Source organism: Thermoclostridium caenicola, assembly GCF_900142095.1.
Classification (GTDB): Bacteria; Bacillota; Clostridia; order DSM-8532; family DSM-8532; genus Thermoclostridium_A; species Thermoclostridium_A caenicola.
Map to the genome: position 1 here is coordinate 56,521 of NZ_FQZP01000006.1, position 20,970 is coordinate 77,490.

18 protein-coding genes are annotated in these 20,970 nt (G+C 54.2%); all 18 read left to right on the plus strand.

All coding sequences use genetic code 11. The annotated features are described in order from the left end of the window. Positions 1 to 134: 134 nt before the first annotated feature. The 18 genes from F3H12_RS03265 (at position 135) to F3H12_RS03350 (ending at position 20,896) form a co-directional block, all read left to right on the plus strand. The gene (locus F3H12_RS03265) at positions 135 to 2,255 is read left to right on the plus strand and encodes a methyl-accepting chemotaxis protein (protein WP_188118338.1); all 2,121 of its coding nucleotides are present in this window, start codon (positions 135 to 137) and stop codon (positions 2,253 to 2,255) included. A gap of 269 nt (positions 2,256 to 2,524) precedes the next feature. Next, complete coding sequence (locus F3H12_RS03270) at positions 2,525 to 3,979, plus strand: ABC transporter substrate-binding protein (RefSeq protein WP_149677929.1); 1,455 nt, start codon at positions 2,525 to 2,527, stop codon at positions 3,977 to 3,979. A gap of 428 nt (positions 3,980 to 4,407) precedes the next feature. Then, entirely contained in the window at positions 4,408 to 5,358 is a 951-nt protein-coding gene (locus tag F3H12_RS03275; RefSeq protein WP_149677930.1) for a carbohydrate ABC transporter permease, read from the plus strand. Next, positions 5,355 to 6,176, plus strand: a complete 822-nt coding sequence (locus F3H12_RS03280) for a carbohydrate ABC transporter permease (RefSeq protein ID WP_149677931.1) — start codon at positions 5,355 to 5,357, stop codon at positions 6,174 to 6,176. The genes F3H12_RS03275 and F3H12_RS03280 overlap by 4 nt, the downstream gene beginning before the upstream one ends. A 9-nt stretch (positions 6,177 to 6,185) precedes the next feature. After that, the gene (locus F3H12_RS03285; RefSeq protein WP_149677932.1) at positions 6,186 to 7,352 is read left to right on the plus strand and encodes an ABC transporter ATP-binding protein; all 1,167 of its coding nucleotides are present in this window, start codon (positions 6,186 to 6,188) and stop codon (positions 7,350 to 7,352) included. Continuing rightward, positions 7,352 to 8,473, plus strand: a complete 1,122-nt coding sequence (locus F3H12_RS03290; protein ID WP_149677933.1) for an ABC transporter ATP-binding protein — start codon at positions 7,352 to 7,354, stop codon at positions 8,471 to 8,473. Before F3H12_RS03285 ends, F3H12_RS03290 begins: the two co-directional genes overlap by 1 nt. A 21-nt stretch (positions 8,474 to 8,494) precedes the next feature. Further along, positions 8,495 to 9,577 carry an alcohol dehydrogenase catalytic domain-containing protein gene (locus F3H12_RS03295; protein WP_149677934.1) on the plus strand — a complete coding sequence of 361 codons (1,083 nt, stop codon included), beginning with the start codon at positions 8,495 to 8,497 and terminating at the stop codon, positions 9,575 to 9,577. A gap of 32 nt (positions 9,578 to 9,609) precedes the next feature. After that, positions 9,610 to 10,074, plus strand: a complete 465-nt coding sequence (gene rpiB, locus F3H12_RS03300) for a ribose 5-phosphate isomerase B (RefSeq protein WP_149677957.1) — start codon at positions 9,610 to 9,612, stop codon at positions 10,072 to 10,074. A 17-nt stretch (positions 10,075 to 10,091) separates the two neighbouring features. Next, positions 10,092 to 11,096: a dihydroxyacetone kinase subunit DhaK gene (locus F3H12_RS03305; RefSeq protein WP_149677958.1), complete on the plus strand. Its 1,005-nt coding sequence runs from the start codon at positions 10,092 to 10,094 to the stop codon at positions 11,094 to 11,096. Between the two features lie 16 nt (positions 11,097 to 11,112). Then, positions 11,113 to 11,757 carry a dihydroxyacetone kinase subunit DhaL gene (gene dhaL, locus F3H12_RS03310; RefSeq protein ID WP_149677935.1) on the plus strand — a complete coding sequence of 215 codons (645 nt, stop codon included), beginning with the start codon at positions 11,113 to 11,115 and terminating at the stop codon, positions 11,755 to 11,757. Positions 11,758 to 11,795: 38 nt separating this feature from the next. Further along, positions 11,796 to 13,286, plus strand: a complete 1,491-nt coding sequence (locus tag F3H12_RS03315) for an FGGY-family carbohydrate kinase (protein WP_188118339.1) — start codon at positions 11,796 to 11,798, stop codon at positions 13,284 to 13,286. 21 nt (positions 13,287 to 13,307) lie between these two features. Further along, a complete protein-coding gene (locus F3H12_RS03320) occupies positions 13,308 to 13,961 on the plus strand; it encodes a class II aldolase/adducin family protein (protein WP_149677937.1) in 654 nt (217 codons plus the stop codon). Between the two features lie 5 nt (positions 13,962 to 13,966). Then, the gene (locus F3H12_RS03325) at positions 13,967 to 15,025 is read left to right on the plus strand and encodes a 2-hydroxyacid dehydrogenase (protein WP_149677938.1); all 1,059 of its coding nucleotides are present in this window, start codon (positions 13,967 to 13,969) and stop codon (positions 15,023 to 15,025) included. A gap of 44 nt (positions 15,026 to 15,069) precedes the next feature. Next, positions 15,070 to 16,125, plus strand: a complete 1,056-nt coding sequence (locus F3H12_RS03330; RefSeq protein WP_149677939.1) for a 2-hydroxyacid dehydrogenase — start codon at positions 15,070 to 15,072, stop codon at positions 16,123 to 16,125. Beyond that, positions 16,122 to 17,633, plus strand: a complete 1,512-nt coding sequence (locus tag F3H12_RS03335; protein WP_149677940.1) for a xylulokinase — start codon at positions 16,122 to 16,124, stop codon at positions 17,631 to 17,633. Before F3H12_RS03330 ends, F3H12_RS03335 begins: the two co-directional genes overlap by 4 nt. Positions 17,634 to 17,695: 62 nt before the next feature. Next, the gene (locus F3H12_RS03340; RefSeq protein WP_207706788.1) at positions 17,696 to 18,607 is read left to right on the plus strand and encodes an L-ribulose-5-phosphate 3-epimerase; all 912 of its coding nucleotides are present in this window, start codon (positions 17,696 to 17,698) and stop codon (positions 18,605 to 18,607) included. Positions 18,608 to 18,611: 4 nt separating this feature from the next. After that, on the plus strand, positions 18,612 to 20,153 hold the full coding sequence (locus tag F3H12_RS03345) for an FGGY-family carbohydrate kinase (protein WP_149677941.1): 1,542 nt from the start codon (positions 18,612 to 18,614) through the stop codon (positions 20,151 to 20,153). A gap of 71 nt (positions 20,154 to 20,224) precedes the next feature. Beyond that, positions 20,225 to 20,896 (plus strand): HAD family hydrolase, encoded by a 672-nt coding sequence (locus F3H12_RS03350; RefSeq protein ID WP_188118340.1) that lies wholly within the window; start codon positions 20,225 to 20,227, stop codon positions 20,894 to 20,896. Positions 20,897 to 20,970 lie beyond the last annotated feature (74 nt).

Here is a 20,970-nt window from a genome sequence, read left to right on the forward strand (position 1 = left end):
TAAGTATAAACATATTCCATTTCAATAGCATTTCCAACGTTCTACAATTGAATCATCAAGGATTTGTGGTTGGGACATGAATGCCCGCGGGATGCATGACCCGGCCAGATATTCTATTGGCACGGGGGAATACCATGAAACCACTTAAGACCAACACAGCCAGGAAAGACGCCGGCCCCGGGAAATCCCTCAGCGGCTTGCTGACTTTCCGCGCCAGGCTGATCCTGGCCTTTATGCTCACCATTCTGCCCATCATCCTGCTAGGTCAACTCTCGTATACAAGGGCATCCTCATCCATCAGGGAGACAGCCGAGAAGACATCACTGGAGACCATCAAGCAGATCACAAGGTATCTGGAAAATACCATGTCCGTCGTGGAATCTGCTGCCAAACAGATAGCCGAGGACAAGGATCTTCAAAGATATGTGGTATCCGTAAACGAACAGTATAATTCCGCCATACTGGACGCCAGGGATCGTCTCAATCAAATGCTCACCTCGCTCAAGGCCAGATATCCGGAAATAGCGGAAATTGCCGTTCTGCTGGGAAACGGCCGCTCGGTCATCACCCACAATTCGAACCTGGCCAAGAATGCACTTGAAAGTTTGCAGGGGGATTCCCTGATGAATACCGCCCAGGAAAAAAATATGCTTTGGGTGGGTGAGCATCTCCAGCTGGACGCGCTGCTGTCCAATCCCTCATCCTATGCCATGTCCCTGATTCGCCCCATTAAGGGCGCAGGCCTGTCCCAGACAAGGGGCTATATCATCATAGACGTCAATGACAGGCTGGCAGCAGACGCCTTCCATGGCGTCAACCCCGGCAGCGGCAGCGAACTGCACCTGGTAAGCCCTGACAACAGGGATATCGTTTATGAGATGGATGAAGAATCCGGCACGCTTGTCATGAGCACGGAAGCCCGGGAGCCCATCACCGGTATGGACTTTTTCGCGAAAATCGCGGAAAGCGGATCGGAATCCGGTGCCTTTGAAGATGTATACAAAGGGGAGGAGCATCTCGTCCTGTATACACGGGTGGGTGATACGGGCTATCTGCTGGTGGGCCTGATTCCCACATGGAATTTTGTGGTTTCGGCGGAGGCCATTAAGGGGACGACATTGCTTCTGACCATTATATCAGCGTCCGTTGCCATCCTCATTGGGCTCATTCTTGCCATGAGCATGGGCAAAACGCTGAACAGGCTGATCCAGGCATCCCGTAAAGCGGCTGGCGGGGATTTCACCGTAACCTTCCAAAACCACAGGCAGGATGAGTTCGGCACCCTTGCAGAAGCGTTTACCTCCATGATCGGCAATATGCGTCAACTGATAGAGAACGCTGCCGATACGGCCCGAAAGGTGATCGAATCGGCCCATACCGTCGCGGTGACGTCCAGGGAGGCAGCAGCCGCATCCCAGGAAGTGGCCAATGCGGTCAGTGAAATTTCCAGGGGAGCTACAGAGCAGGCCGCCGATGCAGAAAAAGGCTCTGAGAAAATGCGGCAGCTGGCTCTGCAGATCAATTCGGTTTCCAGGCATGCCGGGACCATAGCTTCCTACTCAAAGGGAGCGGCCACATTGGTGGGTCAAGGCCAGATATCGGCCAGCTCGCTTGAAAGTAAGGCAAAGGAAACCATCAGGAACACCCAGGGGCTCATCGCCGATATCCGCGCCCTGGAGGAAAACTCCAGGCAAATCGGCAAGATCATTGTCGTAATCGACAATATTGCCAGCCAGACCAATCTGCTTTCCCTGAATGCGGCCATTGAGGCGGCACGGGCCGGTGAGGCCGGCAAGGGCTTTGCCGTTGTGGCAGACGAGATCAGGAAGCTGGCCGAGCAGTCGGCTGCCGCTGCAAGGGAAATTACAAAGATCATCAAGGATAACGGTTCCCAGACCGCCCGCGCAGTGGAACGGGCCGAGGCGTCCCAGAACATCCTGCAGGACCATAACGCTGCCCTGACTGACACCCTGAAGATATTCGACAAAATATCCCGGTTCCTGGGTTCACTGGGCAGCCAGGTGGACGAAATCACCAACGGCGTGGAACTGATGAACCGTTTCAAGGACGACGCTACCCTGGCCATACAGAACATCTCGGCGGTTTCCCAGCAGATTGCTGCATCCACCCAGGAGGTGACTGCATCCTCCGAGGAGCAGTATTCAAGCATCGAACAGCTTTCGGCCTTCGCTCAGCAGCTTGATGATGCGGCCAGGATGCTCAGTGAATCCATTGCCCGTTTTAAGGTCAATTGAGCGCAGCCTTAAAAAATTACACAAAAATTTTTCAGGATATCAAATAGAATTATAGCTTTGACAAAAAAATAACTATACGCCTGTTAAACATTGTGCAGAAAATACAAAATCAGTCCATTTAGCGCCGTGGTTTTGGATATTACAATGAAAGTGAACGAGCTGATATGGGAATTGCATGCGATCCATACGTCAGCAGTCATGCAGAAGGTTCATGAGTCTGATGCATGAAGCGACAAAAAACCAAAAAGATCAAAAGGGGGAATTTTTGAATGAAGAAATTCAGACGGGCTCTTGTCTTGGTGATGACCCTGGCCCTGGCTCTTACCTTTGTAGCCTGTGGCGGCTCCCAGGGCGGAACAAACGCAACGCCTGCACCAAGCCAGTCATCAGGATCCGGCTCAAACAACAACCAGTCGGGTTCAGGATCGTCAGAAGGTTTCAACTGGCGCGCCTATGAAGGCACAACCCTGAACGTTATGTTCAACCAGCACACCTATGCTGACGCAGTCATCGAGAAACTGCCTGAGTTTGAAGCCAAGACCGGAATAACTGTTCAGTACTCCGTTACTCCGGAAGAGAACTACTTCGACAAGCTGACCACCGCTCTGAACAGCCGTTCCGGTAACCCTGACATCTTCATGACGGGTGCCTACCAGGTTTGGGAATATGCTCCCGCCGGCTACATTGAGCCCCTGGAAGGCTACATCAACGATCCCAACAAGACAGCTCCCGATTACAACTTTGCTGACTTCTATCCTTCCATCGTAGGTACGCTCCGTTGGGACCTCGTTCCCGGACATAAGGTTGGCGAAGGCTCTCAGTGGGCAATCCCCATGGGCTATGAGATCAACAACCTGGCTTACAACAAGAGAGTCTTTGACGAAAAGGGTCTTAAGCCCCCGACGAACACCGACGAACTGCTTGCAGTCGCCAGCCAGCTGAAGGAATTCAACGGCCCTGGCAGCTACGGTATAGCACTTCGCGGTACAAGAAACTGGGCTACCATCCATCCTGGCTACATGTCCCTGTTTGCAACATGGGGCGCTCAGGATTTCGTCATCGAGAACGGCAGACTCGTATGTAAGCTGGATTCTCCGGAAGCTATCGCTATGACCGATTACTGGGTGAAGCTGATCAAGGCCGGCGGTTCTCCTCAGTGGTCCACCTACACCTGGTATCAGGCCGGTGCTGACCTCGGCGCAGGAAAGGCTGCAATGCTCTTCGACGCTACCTGTAACGGTTACTTCCAGAATCCCGCAGGCGCTTCAGCCGAAGCCGGCAACCTGGCATGGGTTGACGTTCCGCTGCCGCCCGGAGCAACCGCTTCCAAGTCCAACGTTTGGGTATGGTCCATGGCTATGAACGCTGCTTCCAAGAATAAGGACGCTGCCTGGTACTTCATCCAGTACTTCACCAGCCCTGAGTTCATGCTCTGGTCCGGTACCGAAGGCAACTGTGTTGACGCTCCGCGTAAGTCTGTAGCTGAGAGCGACAAGTACAAGGAAGTTGTAGGCAAGGCTTACGGCTACCTGGAAGCTCTCGAAAAGGGTCTGCCCAACGCAACCATTCAGTTCACACCTCAGCCCTACTTCTTTGAGACCACAACTGAGTGGGCAGCTACCCTGCAGGATCTGGTTGGTGGCAAGTACTCATCCACCGAGGAAGCTATGAAGCAGCTCACAGAGAAACTGAATCGTATCGTAGAAGACATCGAGGTTGAATAACGCGATAGGTTTCTTGTTGAGGGACTTGCGAGACAAAATTGATGTCAGGCCGGGGGCCGCAAACCCCCGCCTGCATCCCAAAATCAGAAGGAGAGACGAGGAAGTTGAATGCAGCATGTATTGCGGGATGAGGTTATTGAGTTTTATTAATGTCCCCAGTTCCCATCCACAGATTCTCGCAATAGGCTTCCTGTTATAATCGTTCGTTCCTGCCGAAAATTCAAGGTCGCCTGGATGAGTCAATCAACCAATGAAAGCCTCGCTGTCAGCCGACAGATGACGCGCAAATCTGAATAGATATCCCAAAAAACGAGAGCATTAGCAAAGCTCAATAGCTTCATTCCTGAATCTTTGTAAAGAAAATTTTACAAAGTTTGGTTTTCTATACCCTAAAACCTCAAAAGAAAATGGATTGAGGAGGCAAGAAGATGGCTTTCAACAAGAAAGATGCAGCCAAGAACGATCTCAATACGGTGCCATGGTTGACAAAAGCCAGACCTTATTTAATCATGGCGCCATCCCTGCTGATTACAATTGGTATCCTGGTACCGTTTGCAATGGCAATCTATTATTCCTTTACAAGCTATACCTTCAAGCTGCCCACCTTTAAATTCGTCGGGCTGAAGAACTGGCTCAACATGTTCAAGGACCCGGCCTTCTGGCACGCCATATGGGTTACCATCCGTTACGCATTCTTCGCCACAATCGTGGAAATGGGCCTGGGTCTGGGTATAGCATTGCTGCTCGGCAATACGGAGAACAAGTTTACAAAGTTCCTGCGAGTTGTGCTGACCTTCCCGCTGATGGTTGCGCCCGCAATTGCGACAATCATATGGCAGCTCATGACCAACAACTCGGTAGGTATCCTGGAAAAATTCCTGAACATTTTCGGTGTTTACAATTTCCCCTGGGCCGCTTCCCATGCGACGGCCATGTTCACGGCGGTACTGATCGATACATGGGTATATTGTCCTTTTGTTATCATCCTTATTCTTGCAGGTATTCAGTCACTGCCCAAATCGCCGTTTGAATCGGCCAAGATCGACGGCGGAAGCGCCTGGTTCAACTTCAGGAACCTGACGCTGCCCATGATTAAGCCCTGTATCTACATCGCGCTGCTGTTCCGACTCATGGCTTCCCTGCAGGAATTCTCCATCATCTTTGCCCTCACAAAGGGAGGCCCCGGAGATACCCTGATGAACCTGTCGGTTACAGCCTACAACACGGGCTTTGCCTTCCAGAAATTTGCCGCATCATTGCCTATCATCCTGGTGCTGTGGGTTATCGTTAACCTGACCGCCAAGCAGATCGTCAAGAAGTGGCAGTATTCACAGAAGGTAGCCAGCGGTAGGGATGCTGCAGAAGGAGGTAAATCATGAGACGGAAAAGAATGATCAACAACGCAGTGAAGAACGGCCTTCTGGCGCTGTATGCCATATTCGCGCTGTTCCCGCTGTTCTGGATGGTGCTGATTTCCTTTAAGTCCGACGCGCAGATGTTCAACACCACGTTCATCTTCGATCCCACCCTGGAAAACTATGAAGCGGTGCTTCTCCGCACAGACTACTTCAAGTACTTCTTTGACAGCGTTATCGTATCGGTTATAGCGGTTCTGGTTTCAGTCCTGGCCGGTGTTCCGGCGGCCTATGCCCTGGCCCGGTACAACTTCAAGAAGAAGGAAGACCTGGCCTTTACCATCCTGTCCTTCAGGTTCGCTCCTGAAATCCTGGTGGTTCTTCCGCTGTTCATGATCTACCAGAAGATCGGCCTCTACGATACCTATTTCGGCCTGATTTGGGTGTACCAGCTCATCACCATGCCCCTGCTCATATGGGTTATCCGCGGTTACTTCGAGGACATTTCGGTTGAAATCGAGCATGCGGCCATGGTGGACGGTTATACCTGGTGGCAGGTGTTCCTGAAGAGGCTTCTGCCCCTGATCAAACCCGGACTGGTTTCCGCAAGCCTTTTGGCCTTCATCTTTGCCTGGAACAACTTCACGTTCCCTCTGATGTTGAGCGGTACGAAGGTTGAGACCATTACGGTTGCATCGCTCAAGTACATTGCTTCGGATACGGTTCACTACGGTCAGATGGCCGTTGCGGCGACAGTTTCAGCGCTTCCCGCTGTTATCTTCGCACTGTGCATACAGAAACATCTGGTACGCGGCCTCAGCTTTGGTGCTGTGAAGGGATAAGGTGAGAAAATGGCTAAGATAGAACTTTTAAATATAACCAAACGATTTGGAAAGTTTACGGCTCTCGATAACGTAAACCTTGAGATCAAGGACAATGAGTTCTTTGTTCTGTTCGGACCGGCAGGCGCGGGAAAAACCACGCTGCTCAATACGGTTGCCGGGCTTGTGATGCCCGAGGAGGGCCTCGTCAAGTTCAACGGGGAGATCATGAACAAGGTGGATCCCTCACACCGCAACGTGGCGATGGTTTTTGAGAATTATGCCCTGTATCCCAACCTGACGGTTTATGAAAACATCGCATCTCCGCTGCGCAGCCCGCTCTACAAGAAAGACGATGCGACCATAGACAAGGAAGTCCATCGTGTAGCGAAGATCCTGAGAATCGACCATCTGGTGGAGAGGCTGCCCAGCCAGTTGAGTAACGGTCAGAAGCAGCGCGTGGCCATCGGACGGGCGTTGGTCAGGAATCCAAACGTTTTCCTGATGGATGAGCCCATCGCCCACCTGGACGCCAAACTGCGCCATCATATGCGCAGTGAGCTGAAGGAAATGCAGTCCAGCTTCAACTCCACCGTTATCTATGTCACCCACGACTTCCTGGAGGCGGTCAGCCTTGGCGATAGGATCGCCATCATCAACGAAGGCAAAATCGTACAGGTCGGAACCCGTGAGGAAGTGTACTACACGCCTTGCAACGAGTTTGTGGCAACCCTCGTGGGCGAGCCCGAAATCAACCTGGTGGACGGACGCCTGGTTGTGGATAACGGCAAATACTATGTTGAAGTCATGCAGAAGGGCTATCTGATGCCGCTGCCTGAGAACTCCGGAATTATCAAGAAGCTGGTCGATTCCGGTATCACCGAGTACCATCTGGGCTTCAGACCCAACAACGTCAAATACACCTTCCAAAAGCAAGATGGCTTGCTGCGCGGAACGGTCTACAGCTTTGAATCCATCGGTAACAAGGCCGTCCTGATTGCCAAGATTGGCGACCAGTTCCTCCGGATGATCGCGCCCAATGATCTGCAGGTCAAGCTGGACCAGGATGTCTATGTCGAGTTGCCAATCAGCAAAGCCACATTCTTCAATGCACAAACCACCCAGTTTATCGGCACCTCTGATGAGGCTGCCATATACAGGCTTGTGCAGGAGCAGCTGAGCAAGGGGGTGCAATAATGTCCAAGCTGATCATCAAAAATCTGTATAAACGCTATGAGAACAAAGGCAAGAAGAAGACAGACAAAAATGAGTTTGCAGTCAACAACCTGAGCCTGGAGTGCGAGGATGGTGAGTTCATTGCCATACTGGGCCCGTCCGGTTGCGGCAAGACCACCACACTCCGCATGATCGCAGGCCTTGAGGATATAACGGCTGGTGACATTTATATCGGGGATACGCGGATCAACGATCTCCATCCGAAGGATCGAAACATCGGTCTGGCGTTCGAGGACTATGCCCTTTATCCGCCCCTGACCGTTTATGACAATATCGCCTTCAACCTGAAGGCCAAGGGTGTTCCCGCAGATGAAATCAAGAGACGCGTTCATGAGATTGCGCCGCTTCTTAAGGTGGAGGATCTCCTCGACAAGATGCCCGTCTCCCTGTCGGGCGGACAGAAGCAGCGCGTCAACATCGCCCGCGCCATCGTGCGCCGCCCCGGAATACTGCTCCTGGACGAGCCGCTGTCCCACCTGGACGGCAAGATGCGCCAGGCGCTGAGAACCGAGATCAAACGTCTCCATAACGAAATCAAGTGTACAACAGTTTACGTTACCCATGACCAGCTGGAAGCCATGTCCCTGGCAGACCGCATGGCCATCATGAACCTGGGTGTGCTCCAGCAGTTCGGTACTCCCATGGAGGTTTACGACGATCCGGCCAACGAGTTCGTGGCAGGATTCATCGGCGAGCCGCCCATGAACATCCTCAAGACCACCATCATCAAGCACGAGAATGACTTCTACTTCACCTTCGAAAACAGCGAGCTCAGGATTCTCTGCCCGAGAAGGTACTATGACCTTCTGAAGGACGGCATGCAGGTGAAGATGGGCGTTCGTCCCACGGATATCTATGTGGGCGGCCCCGATTCCAAGGGTACGCCGGTCAAGGTGGCCGTGTTCGAGGACCTCTGCGCAGAGAGAAGAATCGGTGTCCGCGTGGGTGAAGAACTCGTCATGATGATCACAGAGGATGAGACACGTTACAGACAGGGCGAGCAGATCAAGCTTGAAGTCAACGGGGAAAAGACACACCTGTTCGACCTGGAAACCGGCAATAGAATCAGACCTAAAAAATGAAATGAAACGGAGGTATGAGAGATGAGTAACATTCCCGAAAAGATGAAAGCGTTGGTAGCTTACGCACCGGGCGATTACCGCCTGGAGATGGTTCCCACTCCCCGCGCCACCGGCGATGAAGTCATTATCAAGGTTGAAGGCTGCGGCGTTTGCGCAGGCGACGTAAAGGCATACCACGGCGCCGCCAGGTTCTGGGGCGGAGAGGGCAATCCTCCGTACATCAAGGCGCCTGTGATCCCCGGACATGAATTTGTAGGTATCGTTGTGGAAGTTGGTCCTGACCAGAAGGAATTCCAGGTTGGCGACCGCGTGGTTTCCGACCAGATCGTTCCCTGCTGGGAATGCAAGTTCTGCAAAACCGGCCGTTACTGGATGTGCCAGAAGCATGACGTTTACGGCTTCCAGAACAACGTCAACGGCGGCATGGCTGAATACATGCGTCTGCCTCATGGATCCCTCAAGTACAAAGTTCCAAAAGATCTCCCCGTCGAAAAGGCATTGCTTATAGAGCCCTATGCCTGTTCCAAGCACTGCGTGGACAGGGCAAACATTGGCAACGAGGATTTCGTGGTGCTTTCAGGCGCCGGTACTCTGGGCCTTGGCATGGTTGGTGCCATCCGCAAGCGCAATCCTGCCACCCTGGTTGTTCTTGACATGAACAATCTCCGCCTGCAGAAAGCGAAGGAGTTCGGCGCAGATATCGTTCTGAATCCGCGCGAAGTCAATGTGGTTGAGAAGATCATGGAAATGACCGACGGCTATGGCTGCGACATCTACATCGAAGCCACCGGCCATCCTTCCAGCGTCAAGCAGGGACTTGAGATGATCCGCAAGATGGGTACCTTTGTGGAGTTCTCCGTATTCGGCGAACTGACAACGGTTGACTGGAGCATCATTTCCGATACCAAGGAGCTCAACCTTTTCGGTGCTCACCTGAGCCCGTACTGCTATGAATCGGTAATCAAATGGATTGCTGACGGTTCTCTTCCCACCGATGGCGTCGTGACCCATAAATTCAGCCTGGACGATTGGAAGAAAGCCTTTGAGATTGCCGGAAGCGGTGCTGACAACTCCATCAAGGTTGCCATTATCCCTGGCATGTAATGCAAGTCAATCATTTGGGGGGGTAAACAATGATTTCCATAGCTATAGGATGCGATGAGGCCGGATGCGCCTTCCGCGACGCCATAAAGGAAATGCTCATCGCGAAAGGATATGAGGTAGAAGACTTTGGAACATTTGACGACAAACCCGTGCTGTATCCGGATATTGCGGTAGCCGTTGCACAATCCATCAAGGAAGGCAGGCACCAGAGAGGTATTCTGATTTGCGGCACCGGGATAGGCATGTGCATTACGGCCAACAAGGTGCCTGGCATAAGGGCTGCGGTTTGCCATGATCCCTTCAGCACGGCGCGCTCCAGAAAGAGCAACGATGTGCAGATCATGTGCATGGGCGCCCGGATCATCGCTCCTCAGCTAGGGAAAATGCTGGTGGAACAATGGCTGGAATGCGACTTTGAAGGCGGAGGCTCAGCGCCCAAGGTCCAGCGTATCAAAGATTACGAGAGCCGTTTTCTCAAGGATGATAACGCGTGTTGAAGAAAGCGAGGGAGATTATGCAAAGGATTATCAACAAGCCCGACATGGTTGTAGAGGATATGCTGAAAGGGTTTGTCAAGGCCCACGACGATATTGTGATGCCAACCTCCAACCCCAGGGTCCTCAAATATAAGGATGCGCCTGTCAAAGGCAAGGTAGGCGTGGTAACAGGCGGCGGTTCAGGACATAAACCGGCATTCATCGGCTATATCGGCAAAAACCTGTGCGACGCGGTGGCCGTTGGCGAAATCTTCTCGTCTCCTACCGCCCAGGCTTTCTATGATGCTTTCCGGGAAGCCGATTCGGGCAAGGGCGTAGCCTGCCTGTACGGCAATTATGCCGGCGACAATATGAACGTGAAGATGGCCATCGAACTTGCGGCTGACGACGGCATAGAGGTTAAGACCGTTGTGGCCAACGACGACGTGGCATCGGCTCCCAAGGAAGAGCGCCATAAGAGAAGGGGCGTGGCCGGGGAAGTGTTCATGTGGAAGATCGGCGGTGCCAAGGCCGCTCTCGGCGGAAGCCTGGACGAGGTCATCGCCGCGGCCCAGAAGGCCATCGACAACACCCGCTCGGTCGGTATCGGGTTAACGCCTTGTACCATTCCTGCAGTTGGGCATCCCAACTTTGAAATAAAGCCCGGCACCATGGAAGTCGGTATCGGCCACCATGGCGAACCCGGCGTAGAGGTTTGCGAAATCAAAACCGCCGATGAGATGGCAAAGATGATGGTGGATATCGTGGTTCCCGACCTGCCCTTTGTGGAAGGCGACGAGGTGGCCGTGATCGTATCCGGCCTGGGCGCCACACCCGTCATGGAACTGTATATCCTGTACAACAAGATCGAAGAACTCCTCGCCGAAAAAGGCATCAAGGTATACAAATCCTTTGTCGGAAACTATTTTACATCCCTAGAAATGATGGGTGCCACTTTCACCGCTATGAAGCTTGATGATGAGCTCAAGGAACTCCTCGACCTGGAGTGCAACTCCATGGGCCTCAAAGTCTTCGGCAAATAAGGAAAGGAAGCGGATTATGGAAAAGTTCTTGAACAAGGATGGCAAAGTCATCGTCTTGAACCTGGTGAAAACCATCCAGGAAAACAAGGATTACCTCAGCGAGGTGGACGGCCTCATCGGGGACGGGGACCATGGGATCAACATGAACAAGGGCTTCACCATATGCGGTGAACGCCTGAAGGATGCGGATGCCGATCTGTCCGAGTCCCTGAAGACCCTTGGCCGTGTTCTGCTTACCGAAATTGGCGGTTCCATGGGACCTCTTTACGGCACCTTCTTCAACAGGATGGCACGCAGCTGCAAAGATGAGCCGGAGATCAACCGCGACGTGTTCAAAAAGATGATCAACGAAGCCCTTGCGGGCGTATCCGAGCTCGGCAACGCCAAGCGAGGGGACAAGACCCTGATGGACGTGCTCATTCCTGCCACCGAGGCCTACAACAAGGCCATTGAAGAGAACAGGAGCTTCAAAGAGGCGCTTCTGGCCATGAAGGAAGCGGCAAGGGAAGGCATGGAATCGACCAGGGACATGGTGGCCAGGGTTGGCCGGGCCAGCAGGCTGGGCGAGCGCTCAAGGGGCGTTCTGGATGCCGGATCGGTATCCTGCAACCTGCTGATAGCCTCTTTGGCAGACAGCATGATAGCATTGCTTGCTAACTGATAGTCACTCAACGACAGCAGATGGAATGAGGGAGCGAAGTGTGTAAACAGTTTTTTCTGGGCATTGACGGGGGAACCTCTTATATAAAAGCCTCAATCATGGACAGTGAATTTAATCTTTTGGACGAAGAGCGAGAATACGTTTCTGTCTACACACCCTTTGACGGAGCCAGCGAGATAGACATGAGTGACTATTGGAAGCGCATGTGTCGCATGACACATGCGCTTAAAGCTCGTAACCCAAATATTTGGGATCAGATAGCGGGGGTGGGCGTTACCGGACAGGGTGACGGGCTCTGGCCTGTCGATGAAGACGGCAACCCTGTCCGGAACGCCATCCTCTGGAATGACACGCGGTCCAGGGTCATTGATTTTGAGGGGATTGAAGGGCTGGAAGAAGCCATAAAGGACGATTGCACCAACGCGGTCTATGCCGGTTCGGTAACGGCCCTGCTCAAGTGGATGAAGCTTTATGAGCCCGAAAATTTCAGGCGCATCCGATGGGCCCTGCACTGCAAGGACTGGCTGAACTTCAAGCTTACCGGAAAGATTTATACCGATTATACCGATGCCAGCACCTCGATGTTCAATATCAAAACGGGGGAATACAGCCAGCGGATCCTGGATGTCCTGGATCTGTCGGAATGCCGGCGCATCCTGCCGGAGGTGGTGGAATCCACACGTATCATCGGTCATATCACCCGGGAGGTTGCCGAGCTGACCGGCATCCGTGAAGGCACCCCGGTCATTGAGGGCGCCATCGATGTCTGCACGGTGGCCCTGGGTACCGATGTCATGGAGGTGGGCAATTCCTGCACCATCATCGGCACCACCCTCAGCAACCAGATCATCCTGGACCCGGAGACCATGGATCAGGCGGACAAGCGCGGGCTGCTCATGCACAATGTGGTGCCGGGCACCTATCTCTGGATCCTGCCGACCCTGTCGGGTGCGTCCACCATGGACTTCATCAAAGCCATGCTTTTCGCGGATACGCCCTACCCTGAGCTTGAAGAAAAGCTGAAGGAGATTCCCATCGGATGTGACGGACTCATCTACCATCCCTATATCTGCGGTGAAAGGGCTCCCTTCAAGAATCCTTTTGCCACAGCCGGCTTCTTCGGCCTGACCCAGGCCCATTCCAAGCTGCATATGATGCGCAGCGTTTTCGAGGGGTTGGCCTGTTCTTTCTATGACTGTTTCCAGGCCTTTGGCGGAAAGTTCAATACCCTGTACCTGTCGGGCGGCGCCTCGGTGAGCCCGTTTGTATGCCAGATGTTCAGCGATGTGATTGGAAAGCCGGCCAGCCGGATCGAGAAGAAGGAAATGGGAGTCCTCGGCATCATCCGCGTCCTGCAGGTGGCCCTGGGATATGTGAAGGATTACTCCCAGTTCCCACGTCAGAAAGTGACGGTTTTCCAGCCCGATATGGACAGGCACGCCAAGTACATGGAAGTCTTCAGGCTCTTTAAGGAATTGCAGGAAGCCATGGCGTTCTATTGGAAGAAAAGAAGCCAGATCAAGTTTTAACAGTGTACGGAGGAAATCACTATGGACAAGGAAAGAGCAAAACAAGTTCAGGCGGCGGTATGCGAAGCGGCGAAGAAACTTGCGTCAAGCAATCTTGTGGTAGGGACCTGGGGCAATATCAGCGCAAGGCTGGACGACGACTACATGGTTGTAACGCCGTCGGGCATGAAGTATGAAACCCTCAGGCCTGAAGACATGGTGGTTGTCAACATGCATGACCTGACCTATGAGGGCAGCCTGAAACCCACGGTTGAAACGCCCATGCATGCCAGGATCCTGCTTGAAAGGCCTGAAATAGGCGCAGTGGTACATACCCATTCCACATACGCCCTGGTCATGGCGGCTGCCCATAAGCCCATACCGCCCATCTGCGACGACCAGGTGCAGATCCTGGGCGGCGAAGTACGGGTTGCCCGTTATACCCTGCCCGGTACCGGTGACATGGCAGAAGCGGTGACCGAGGCCCTGAAGGGAAGGATGGGGGCGCTCATCGCCAACCACGGCGCGGTGGCATGCGGCCGTAACCTGGACGAGGCCCTGGTGGCTGCCACGGTTCTTGAAAAAGCCGCTCAGGTCTATATCGGGACCCAGGCCGTCGGCGGCGGCGTGGAGCTGAGCCCGGAGGACATCGCCTTCATGTATGACTTTTTCATGAACAAGTACGGACAGAGGTGAGGGATATGGCAAAACCCAGATGCGTCATCACGGCCGAGCTGATGGAACCCTATCTGTCCCAGATTAAAGACATGTGCGATGTCACCGTGGGCGGCTGGGCCCTGGAAAAAAGGCTCATGTCCGAGGACGAGCTCATCGGGCTTTTACAGGGTGCGGAGATCTTCATCGTGGAATTCGAGCAGGTGACCGCCAGGGTGATTGATGCCTGCCCGGATCTGAAGCTCATCATGTGCGTCCGCGGCAATCCGGTCAATGTGGATAGAAACGCCTGCACCGCCAGGGGCATACCGCTGCTCTATACCCCGGGCCGGAACGCCAACTCGGTGGCCGAATTCATCGTCGGTGCCATGATCGCTTTAATCCGCAAAATTGCCCTTTCCTACCATGAATTGCGCAGCGGCAGGTACCTGGGCGAGCCGAAGGACAACATCTACGACGTGACATACAGGGATGACATGGTCTGGTCCATGAACGATCCTGGAGCCAATCCGTACATCGCATTCAAGGGATTTGAGGTCTTCGGCAAAACCTTCGGCATGGTGGGCTACGGGGCCATCGGCAGAAAACTTGCCAAGATCCTTCAGGCCATGGGGATGCGGCTCATGGCTTACGACCCTTACGTCCCGCCGGAGGAACTTCAAGCCGACGGCATTGAGCCGGCCACCATGGAAGAAGTGTTTTCCCGGTCCGATTTTGTATCCATTCAATGCAAGGTGACCGAAGAGACCAAGGGCCTCATCGGCGCCCGGGAGATTTCCCTGATGAAACCGACAGCCTATTTCATCAATACGGCGCGGGGCGTCATTGTCGACCAGAAGGCGCTTATGGACGCGCTGTTAGAAAAGCGGATTGCGGGAGCCGTTCTGGATGTTTTCTGGGAGGAACCGCTGCCCGCCAACCATCCTTTGCTCCAAATGGACAACGTGCTCATCACGCCCCATATCGCCGGAGCGTCCAGTGATGTGCCGGTGCAGCATTCGTTGATGATAGCCGATGAAATAGCCCGTTTTGTGAACGGGGAGAGCCCGAAGCGCCTGTTCAACAAGGAAATCATAAAGAGCTGAAGCGCTGGTTCCCGGTTTTGGAACCGGCTGGGGGGGGAAAAGACATGAAGACATTGATTACAGCAAGGTTTGACAAAAGATTCCTGGACGAATTGAAAGCCATCGCCACCGATTTGCGCTTTGACGGCTATGGCGTCCACGGCGTCAAGATGGCAACACCGGACCTGATCCGGGCGCTGGAAGGCGTCGAACTTCTCATCAGCGAATTTGAGGATATCACCCGGGAAGTTATCGAAAAAGCGGATGCGCTGAAAATTATCGTTTGCTGCCGCAACGAGGCCTTTGCCAGCGTGGATATCGAGGCGGCCACCGAAAAGGGCATACCGGTGCTTTATGCGGGGGGAAGGAATGCCGTCGCCGTGGCCGAACACACCATCGCCCTTCTGATGTGCGTATCCAAGAATATCGCGCTGACCGATCATCTGCTGAAATATACCGACGAGCTGACCAATTGTACATACAGCGATAAACAGGGCGAACGCAGGCATGTCATCTCGGAATGGTCCATGGATCCCAGGGCGCCCTTTGCCCTGTATGGCGGAGGACCGGAGATGTACGGGAAAAACTTCGGCCAAGTCGGGTTCGGCTCCATCGGAAGAGAAGTGGCCAAACGGGCATATGCCCTGGGCATGAACCTGCTCATCTACGATCCCTATATCAAACCGGAAGATGTTGCCTTCGTCAACGGGAAGCTGGTGGACCTGGAAACCCTTATGCGGGAATCCGACTTCATATCGGTCAACTGCAACGTGACACCCGAAACCAGGGGCCTCATCAGCCGTGAGATGATCAACCTCATGAAGCCCACCGCGTACCTGGTGAATACCGCCCGGGCGCCCATCATCGACTACGATGCCCTGTATGACGCGCTCAAGGAAAAGCGCATCGCCGGCGCCGGACTGGATGTATTCCCAGTAGAACCCATCCCTGCGGGGGATAAAATCCTCAGCCTGAAGAACACGGTGCTTACACCGCACCTGGCCGGATCCTCAAGGGATATCATCGGCCATCAGACCGAGATCATCATGGAACAGCTCAAAATTCTGCTTGGCGGGGGGAGGCCACGATTCATCTGCAACCCGCAGGTGATAAAGGCATGAGTTATACCCTGGGAATCGATATCGGAACCACCAATGTCAAGTCCGTCCTGTTCGGGGAAGGCCCCAGGGCGGTGGCGGATGCAAGTTATGAATATCCCACGACTTTTCCCGCCCCTTCCTGGGCACAGCAGAACCCGGAACACTGGTGGGAGGGAGCTAAAGCCACCATCCGTTCGGTGCTTTCCCAAAGCGGCATCGATCCTGCGGACATCAAGGCTGTGGCCATCAGCTGCCAGTCCCCATGCGCGCTCCTTGTGGACAGAAACGGCAACCCACTCCATGATGCGCTGATCTGGATGGACCGAAGGAGCACGGAGGAGCTTGAACTGCTGGAACAATCGGTGGGCGCGCAAAGGATTTTCGAGATAACCGGAAACCGGTTGGATACCTATTTCATGCTTTCCGAGCTCATGTGGCTCAAACGCCATCATCCGGAGCTTCTGGACAAGACCTATAAGATCCTTCAGGCCAACGGGTATGTGAACCTGAAGCTGACAGGAGAGTTCACCATAGACAGCGCCAACCTTTCGCTGACCCAGGCCAACGACCTGAAACACAAATGCTGGAGCAGAGAACTCCTGGACGCCATCGGCGTGGATATGGCCATTACGCCGGATGTGTACGACTGCGGCGAGGTGATCGGAACCGTTACCCGCCAGGCTGCGGAGCAGACCGGCCTGAAGGAAGGCACGCCCGTCCTCGCCGGATCCGTGGACGCGACAGCAGCCGCATTTGAAGCGGGCGTCCAACAGGGCATCGCCCTGGAGATGACCGGTACATCCTCGGTCATGCTCATCGGGCTGGACAAGCCGCTGACCACCATCAAGCTGTCCCATCTCAACGGTTTCGACGACAGCACCCATTACCTGTATGGGGCCATGAGCTCCGCGGGCGGATCCCTCAAATGGTTCAGGGACGCGCTCTATGGCGTGGAAGCCGGCGAGAGGAATGTCTATGCGCGCATGGATGCCGAGGTCGAACGTGATGCGCCTGAACCGACGCATTTGCTGTTCCTGCCCTACATGGTGGGGGAACGTGCTCCCATATGGAATCCGGATGCCAGGGGCGTTTTCTTCGGCCTGAGCATGGGCACCACCCGTGCCCAGATGATCCGGGCCATCATGGAAGGCGCTGCTTTTGCCCTTTTGGATAACCTGGAGGAAGCGGAGAAAATCGGTCTGCACCCTGAACAGCTCTATGTGGTCGGCGGATGCAGCAACAGCGACATATGGCTTAGAATCAAGGCTTCTGTCATTAACCGCGAGATTATCGTGCCCCGCGATACCCTGGGGGCCAACGGCGGCCTTGCCTGCCTGATGGCCGCTTATACCGGCGAGTTTGAGACTCCCGGACAAGCCGCCGCGGCAGGCTTTAAGGTAGCAAGAAGGATTGAGCCTGTCCCTGCCTGGGTGGAGCGGTACAGGGCGCTTTATCGGGAATACAAGAAGCTTTACGAATCGTTGGAGATCAATTTCAAGTCCTTTTCCCTGATTGGTTCAACAAACTGAGCGAATTAGGCCGGATTATTGAGATAGGGGGGGCGAACAACCGCTGCTGCCGGCGGCAGCGGTTGTTCAAAAAAGACTTCAAGGATTACAACATTGGGAATGGGGTTGTTGATATGCTGGGTAACCATTTGCTCGGAATTTATGAAAAAGCGCTGAACCCGGAAGACAATTGGTACAGACGCCTGGAAAAAGTGAAGGAACTGGGATTTGACTTTATTGAGATATGCATCGACGAGAGCGACGATCGCCTTGCCAGGCTGGAATGGACGAAAGAAGAACGCGAGGAACTGAGGCGGGCATCCTATCAGACAGGCATTCCAATCCTTTCCATGTGCCTGAGCGGCCACAGGCGCTTCCCGTTTGGCAGCGCGGATCCGGTCAAGAGGAAGAAGGCCTATTGGATCATGGAAAAGGCTATCGATTTTGCAGTGGATCTGGGCATCCGAACCATCCAGCTCGCCGGATATGATGTCTATTACGAGGAATCCACCTTTGACAGCCGTCGCCTCTTTTTTGAGGGACTGAAATGGGCAACGGCCCAGGCAGCCCGGAAAGGGGTCATGCTGGCCAATGAGATCATGGATACGGCATTTCTCAATTCCATCACCAAGCACCTTTTCTATGAGAAGCAGATTGCCAGCCCGTGGCTGAAGGTCTATCCCGATGTGGGAAATCTCAGTGCCTGGGGGAACGATGTGCCGGCCGAACTGAAGAAGGGCAGGGAGAGCATCGTGCAGGTCCATCTCAAGGATACACTTGCCGTTACGGAAAACTTTGGCGGGCAGTTCAAGAATGTGCCCTTCGGCAAGGGATGCGTGGACTTCCCGCTGTGCTTCTCCATCCTGGAGAAGATTGGGTATACCGGACCATACCTGATAGAGATGTGGTACCAGGAAGGCCAGGATGACATGGAGGTTGTTGGAAACGCCAAGGCGTGGATAGAAAAACAGTTCGCAATTGCGATGGGAGGGTAAGGATATGCGGTATTATCTGGGATTGGACAACGGAGGGACCACCACCAAGGCGGCCCTGTATGACGAAAAGGGAAATGAGGTGGGCTTTGCCTCGGTTGAGACGCGGATGCTCACACCGAAGCCCGGCTTTACCGAACGGGACATGGATGAGATGTGGGAAGCCAACTGCGCTGTGATCCGCGAGGTGCTGGAAAAGACCGGGATCGACGCTTCCCATGTGCGGGCGGTGGCCATCTGCGGCCACGGCAAGGGCTTGTACCTTTGGGGCAAGAACAACAGACCGGTGCGCAACGGCATCATCTCCACCGACAACCGGGCCTGGGAATACATGGTGAAATGGCGCGAGGACGGCACCGAGAAAAAGGCCTTTGAGCTCACCTGCCAGCATGTCATGGCCTGCCAGCCCGTAGCCCTGCTGGCCTGGCTGAAGGACCATGAGCCCGAGATCATGGACAATATCAAGTATATCTTTGAAGCGAAGGATTATGTGCGGTTCAGGCTCACGGGGGAAGCCTATGCGGAAATGACCGACTTTTCCGGAACCAACCTGGTGAACCTGCATACCCGGCAGTATGATCCGCGCATCCTGGAACTTTTCGGATTGTCCGAACTGATGGATGCCCTGCCCCCGCTGCGGCTGTCCACCGATATCTGCGGCACGGTCTGCGCGGAAGCGGCCATGAAGACCGGCCTCAGGGAAGGGACACCCGTGGCCGGCGGCATGTTTGACATCGACGCCTGCGCCCTGGCAGCCCATGTGGCCGATGAGGACCATGTCTGCATGATCGCCGGAACCTGGAGCATCAATGAGTTCATCCGCAAGACGCCGGTCCTGGACGGAACGGTCATGATGAACTCCCTGTTCTGCATACCCGAATACTACCTGATCGAAGAATGCAGCCCCACCAGTGCGGGCAATAACGAATGGTTCGTCCAAACGCTGATGCCCGAGTTTATCCGGGAGGAGAAGCGGGCCGGCAGGTCACCCTGGCAGGAGATCGACAAGATGGTGGAATCCATTGCGCCTTCCGAATTCTGCCCTATCTTCCTGCCGTTCCTCATGGCCAGCAATGTCCATCCCAACGCCAAGGGAAGCTTTGTGGGCATGAGCAGCTACCATACCCGTGCACACCTTTTGCGCAGTGTCTTTGAGGGAATTGCCTTCTCCCACCGCTACCATTACGAGAAGCTGAGAAAGTGCATGGAACGCGATCCCAAGAGCATACGGCTGGCGGGCGGGGCGGCCCGGTCAAAGGTCTGGACCCAGATCTTCGCCGATGTGATGAAATGCCCCGTGGAAACGGTGGCCGTTCGGGAAACCGGCGCATTGGGCAGCGCCATAGCCGCAGCGGTGGCCGTTGGGGATTACGCCAACATCAATGAAGCGCTGGATGCCATGAGCAGGCTGGCTCCCGCTGTTATGCCGAATCCGGACAACTTCGAGGTTTATGATAAGAAATATGAACTGTACTGCAAGACCATTGATGCCCTCGATTCCGTGTGGGACAGCTACCAGGCGCTGATTGACAGGGCATCAAAGGGATGACCAAAGGCGGAATTCGAGATATAATAATGATCATGCAAAAAATCAGACAACAACGGAAAAAGGATTGGCCTATGAACTTCATATTCGACATGGACGGTGTTCTTATCAACAGCGAACCGCTGCATGCCCGGTCAAGGCTGGAAGTGCTTGCATCCTTCGGGATCGTTCCGGATATGGATATGTCCTCGGTGATCGGTTCCAGCACCCTGGCCTTCTGGGAGAAAATGGTGCAAAAATATGGCCTTAAGGAGACCGCGGCGGATCTGGAACGGACCCAGATGCGTCTTCTCATCGATACGATGATCAAGGAAAAATGCCCGCCGCCTCCCGGCCTTTTTGAACTGTTGGACGCGCTGGAAGGGATGGGTATCGGCCTGGCGGTCGGTTCTTCCTCCAGGAGGATGCTGGTGGAAGCGGTGCTGGATTATCTGGGTATCGCGTCGCGTTTCAAAGCGGTCGTGACGGGGGATGACGTGGAAAACCTCAAACCGGCCCCGGACATTTATCTTCTGGCCATGGAGAGGCTTGGCGCGGAAAAACACCAGGCTGTGGCCATAGAGGATTCGCGCCTGGGCATCCAGGCGGCTTTGACGGCGGGCATACCCTGCATCGCTTACAGGAATCCCACATCACCCAACCAGGACCTGAGTGCGGCCACCTATCAGGTGGATGCGCTGCTTAAGGTGCTCGACCTGCGCAAGGGGGACAGGTGGCTTTGGGAGATCGGGGATAACAACCCATAACCCCGGCCGGGTTCCAAAGGGTTTTCAGATAAACAGGGAGCTGCCTCAGACTATGTGTTGAGACAGCCCCTTTT

Bases quoted from the DNA above. Each gene is read 5' to 3' on its own strand.
- F3H12_RS03265 (WP_188118338.1), top strand. From the start codon at position 135: ATGAAACCACTTAAGACCAACACAGCCAGGAAAGACGCCGGCCCCGGG.
- F3H12_RS03270 (WP_149677929.1), top strand. From the start codon at position 2,525: ATGAAGAAATTCAGACGGGCTCTTGTCTTGGTGATGACCCTGGCCCTG.
- F3H12_RS03275 (WP_149677930.1), top strand. From the start codon at position 4,408: ATGGCTTTCAACAAGAAAGATGCAGCCAAGAACGATCTCAATACGGTG.
- F3H12_RS03280 (WP_149677931.1), top strand. From the start codon at position 5,355: ATGAGACGGAAAAGAATGATCAACAACGCAGTGAAGAACGGCCTTCTG.
- F3H12_RS03285 (WP_149677932.1), top strand. From the start codon at position 6,186: ATGGCTAAGATAGAACTTTTAAATATAACCAAACGATTTGGAAAGTTT.
- F3H12_RS03290 (WP_149677933.1), top strand. From the start codon at position 7,352: ATGTCCAAGCTGATCATCAAAAATCTGTATAAACGCTATGAGAACAAA.
- F3H12_RS03295 (WP_149677934.1), top strand. From the start codon at position 8,495: ATGAGTAACATTCCCGAAAAGATGAAAGCGTTGGTAGCTTACGCACCG.
- F3H12_RS03305 (WP_149677958.1), top strand. From the start codon at position 10,092: ATGCAAAGGATTATCAACAAGCCCGACATGGTTGTAGAGGATATGCTG.
- dhaL (WP_149677935.1), top strand. From the start codon at position 11,113: ATGGAAAAGTTCTTGAACAAGGATGGCAAAGTCATCGTCTTGAACCTG.
- F3H12_RS03320 (WP_149677937.1), top strand. From the start codon at position 13,308: ATGGACAAGGAAAGAGCAAAACAAGTTCAGGCGGCGGTATGCGAAGCG.
- F3H12_RS03325 (WP_149677938.1), top strand. From the start codon at position 13,967: ATGGCAAAACCCAGATGCGTCATCACGGCCGAGCTGATGGAACCCTAT.
- F3H12_RS03330 (WP_149677939.1), top strand. From the start codon at position 15,070: ATGAAGACATTGATTACAGCAAGGTTTGACAAAAGATTCCTGGACGAA.
- F3H12_RS03335 (WP_149677940.1), top strand. From the start codon at position 16,122: ATGAGTTATACCCTGGGAATCGATATCGGAACCACCAATGTCAAGTCC.
- F3H12_RS03345 (WP_149677941.1), top strand. From the start codon at position 18,612: ATGCGGTATTATCTGGGATTGGACAACGGAGGGACCACCACCAAGGCG.
- F3H12_RS03350 (WP_188118340.1), top strand. From the start codon at position 20,225: ATGAACTTCATATTCGACATGGACGGTGTTCTTATCAACAGCGAACCG.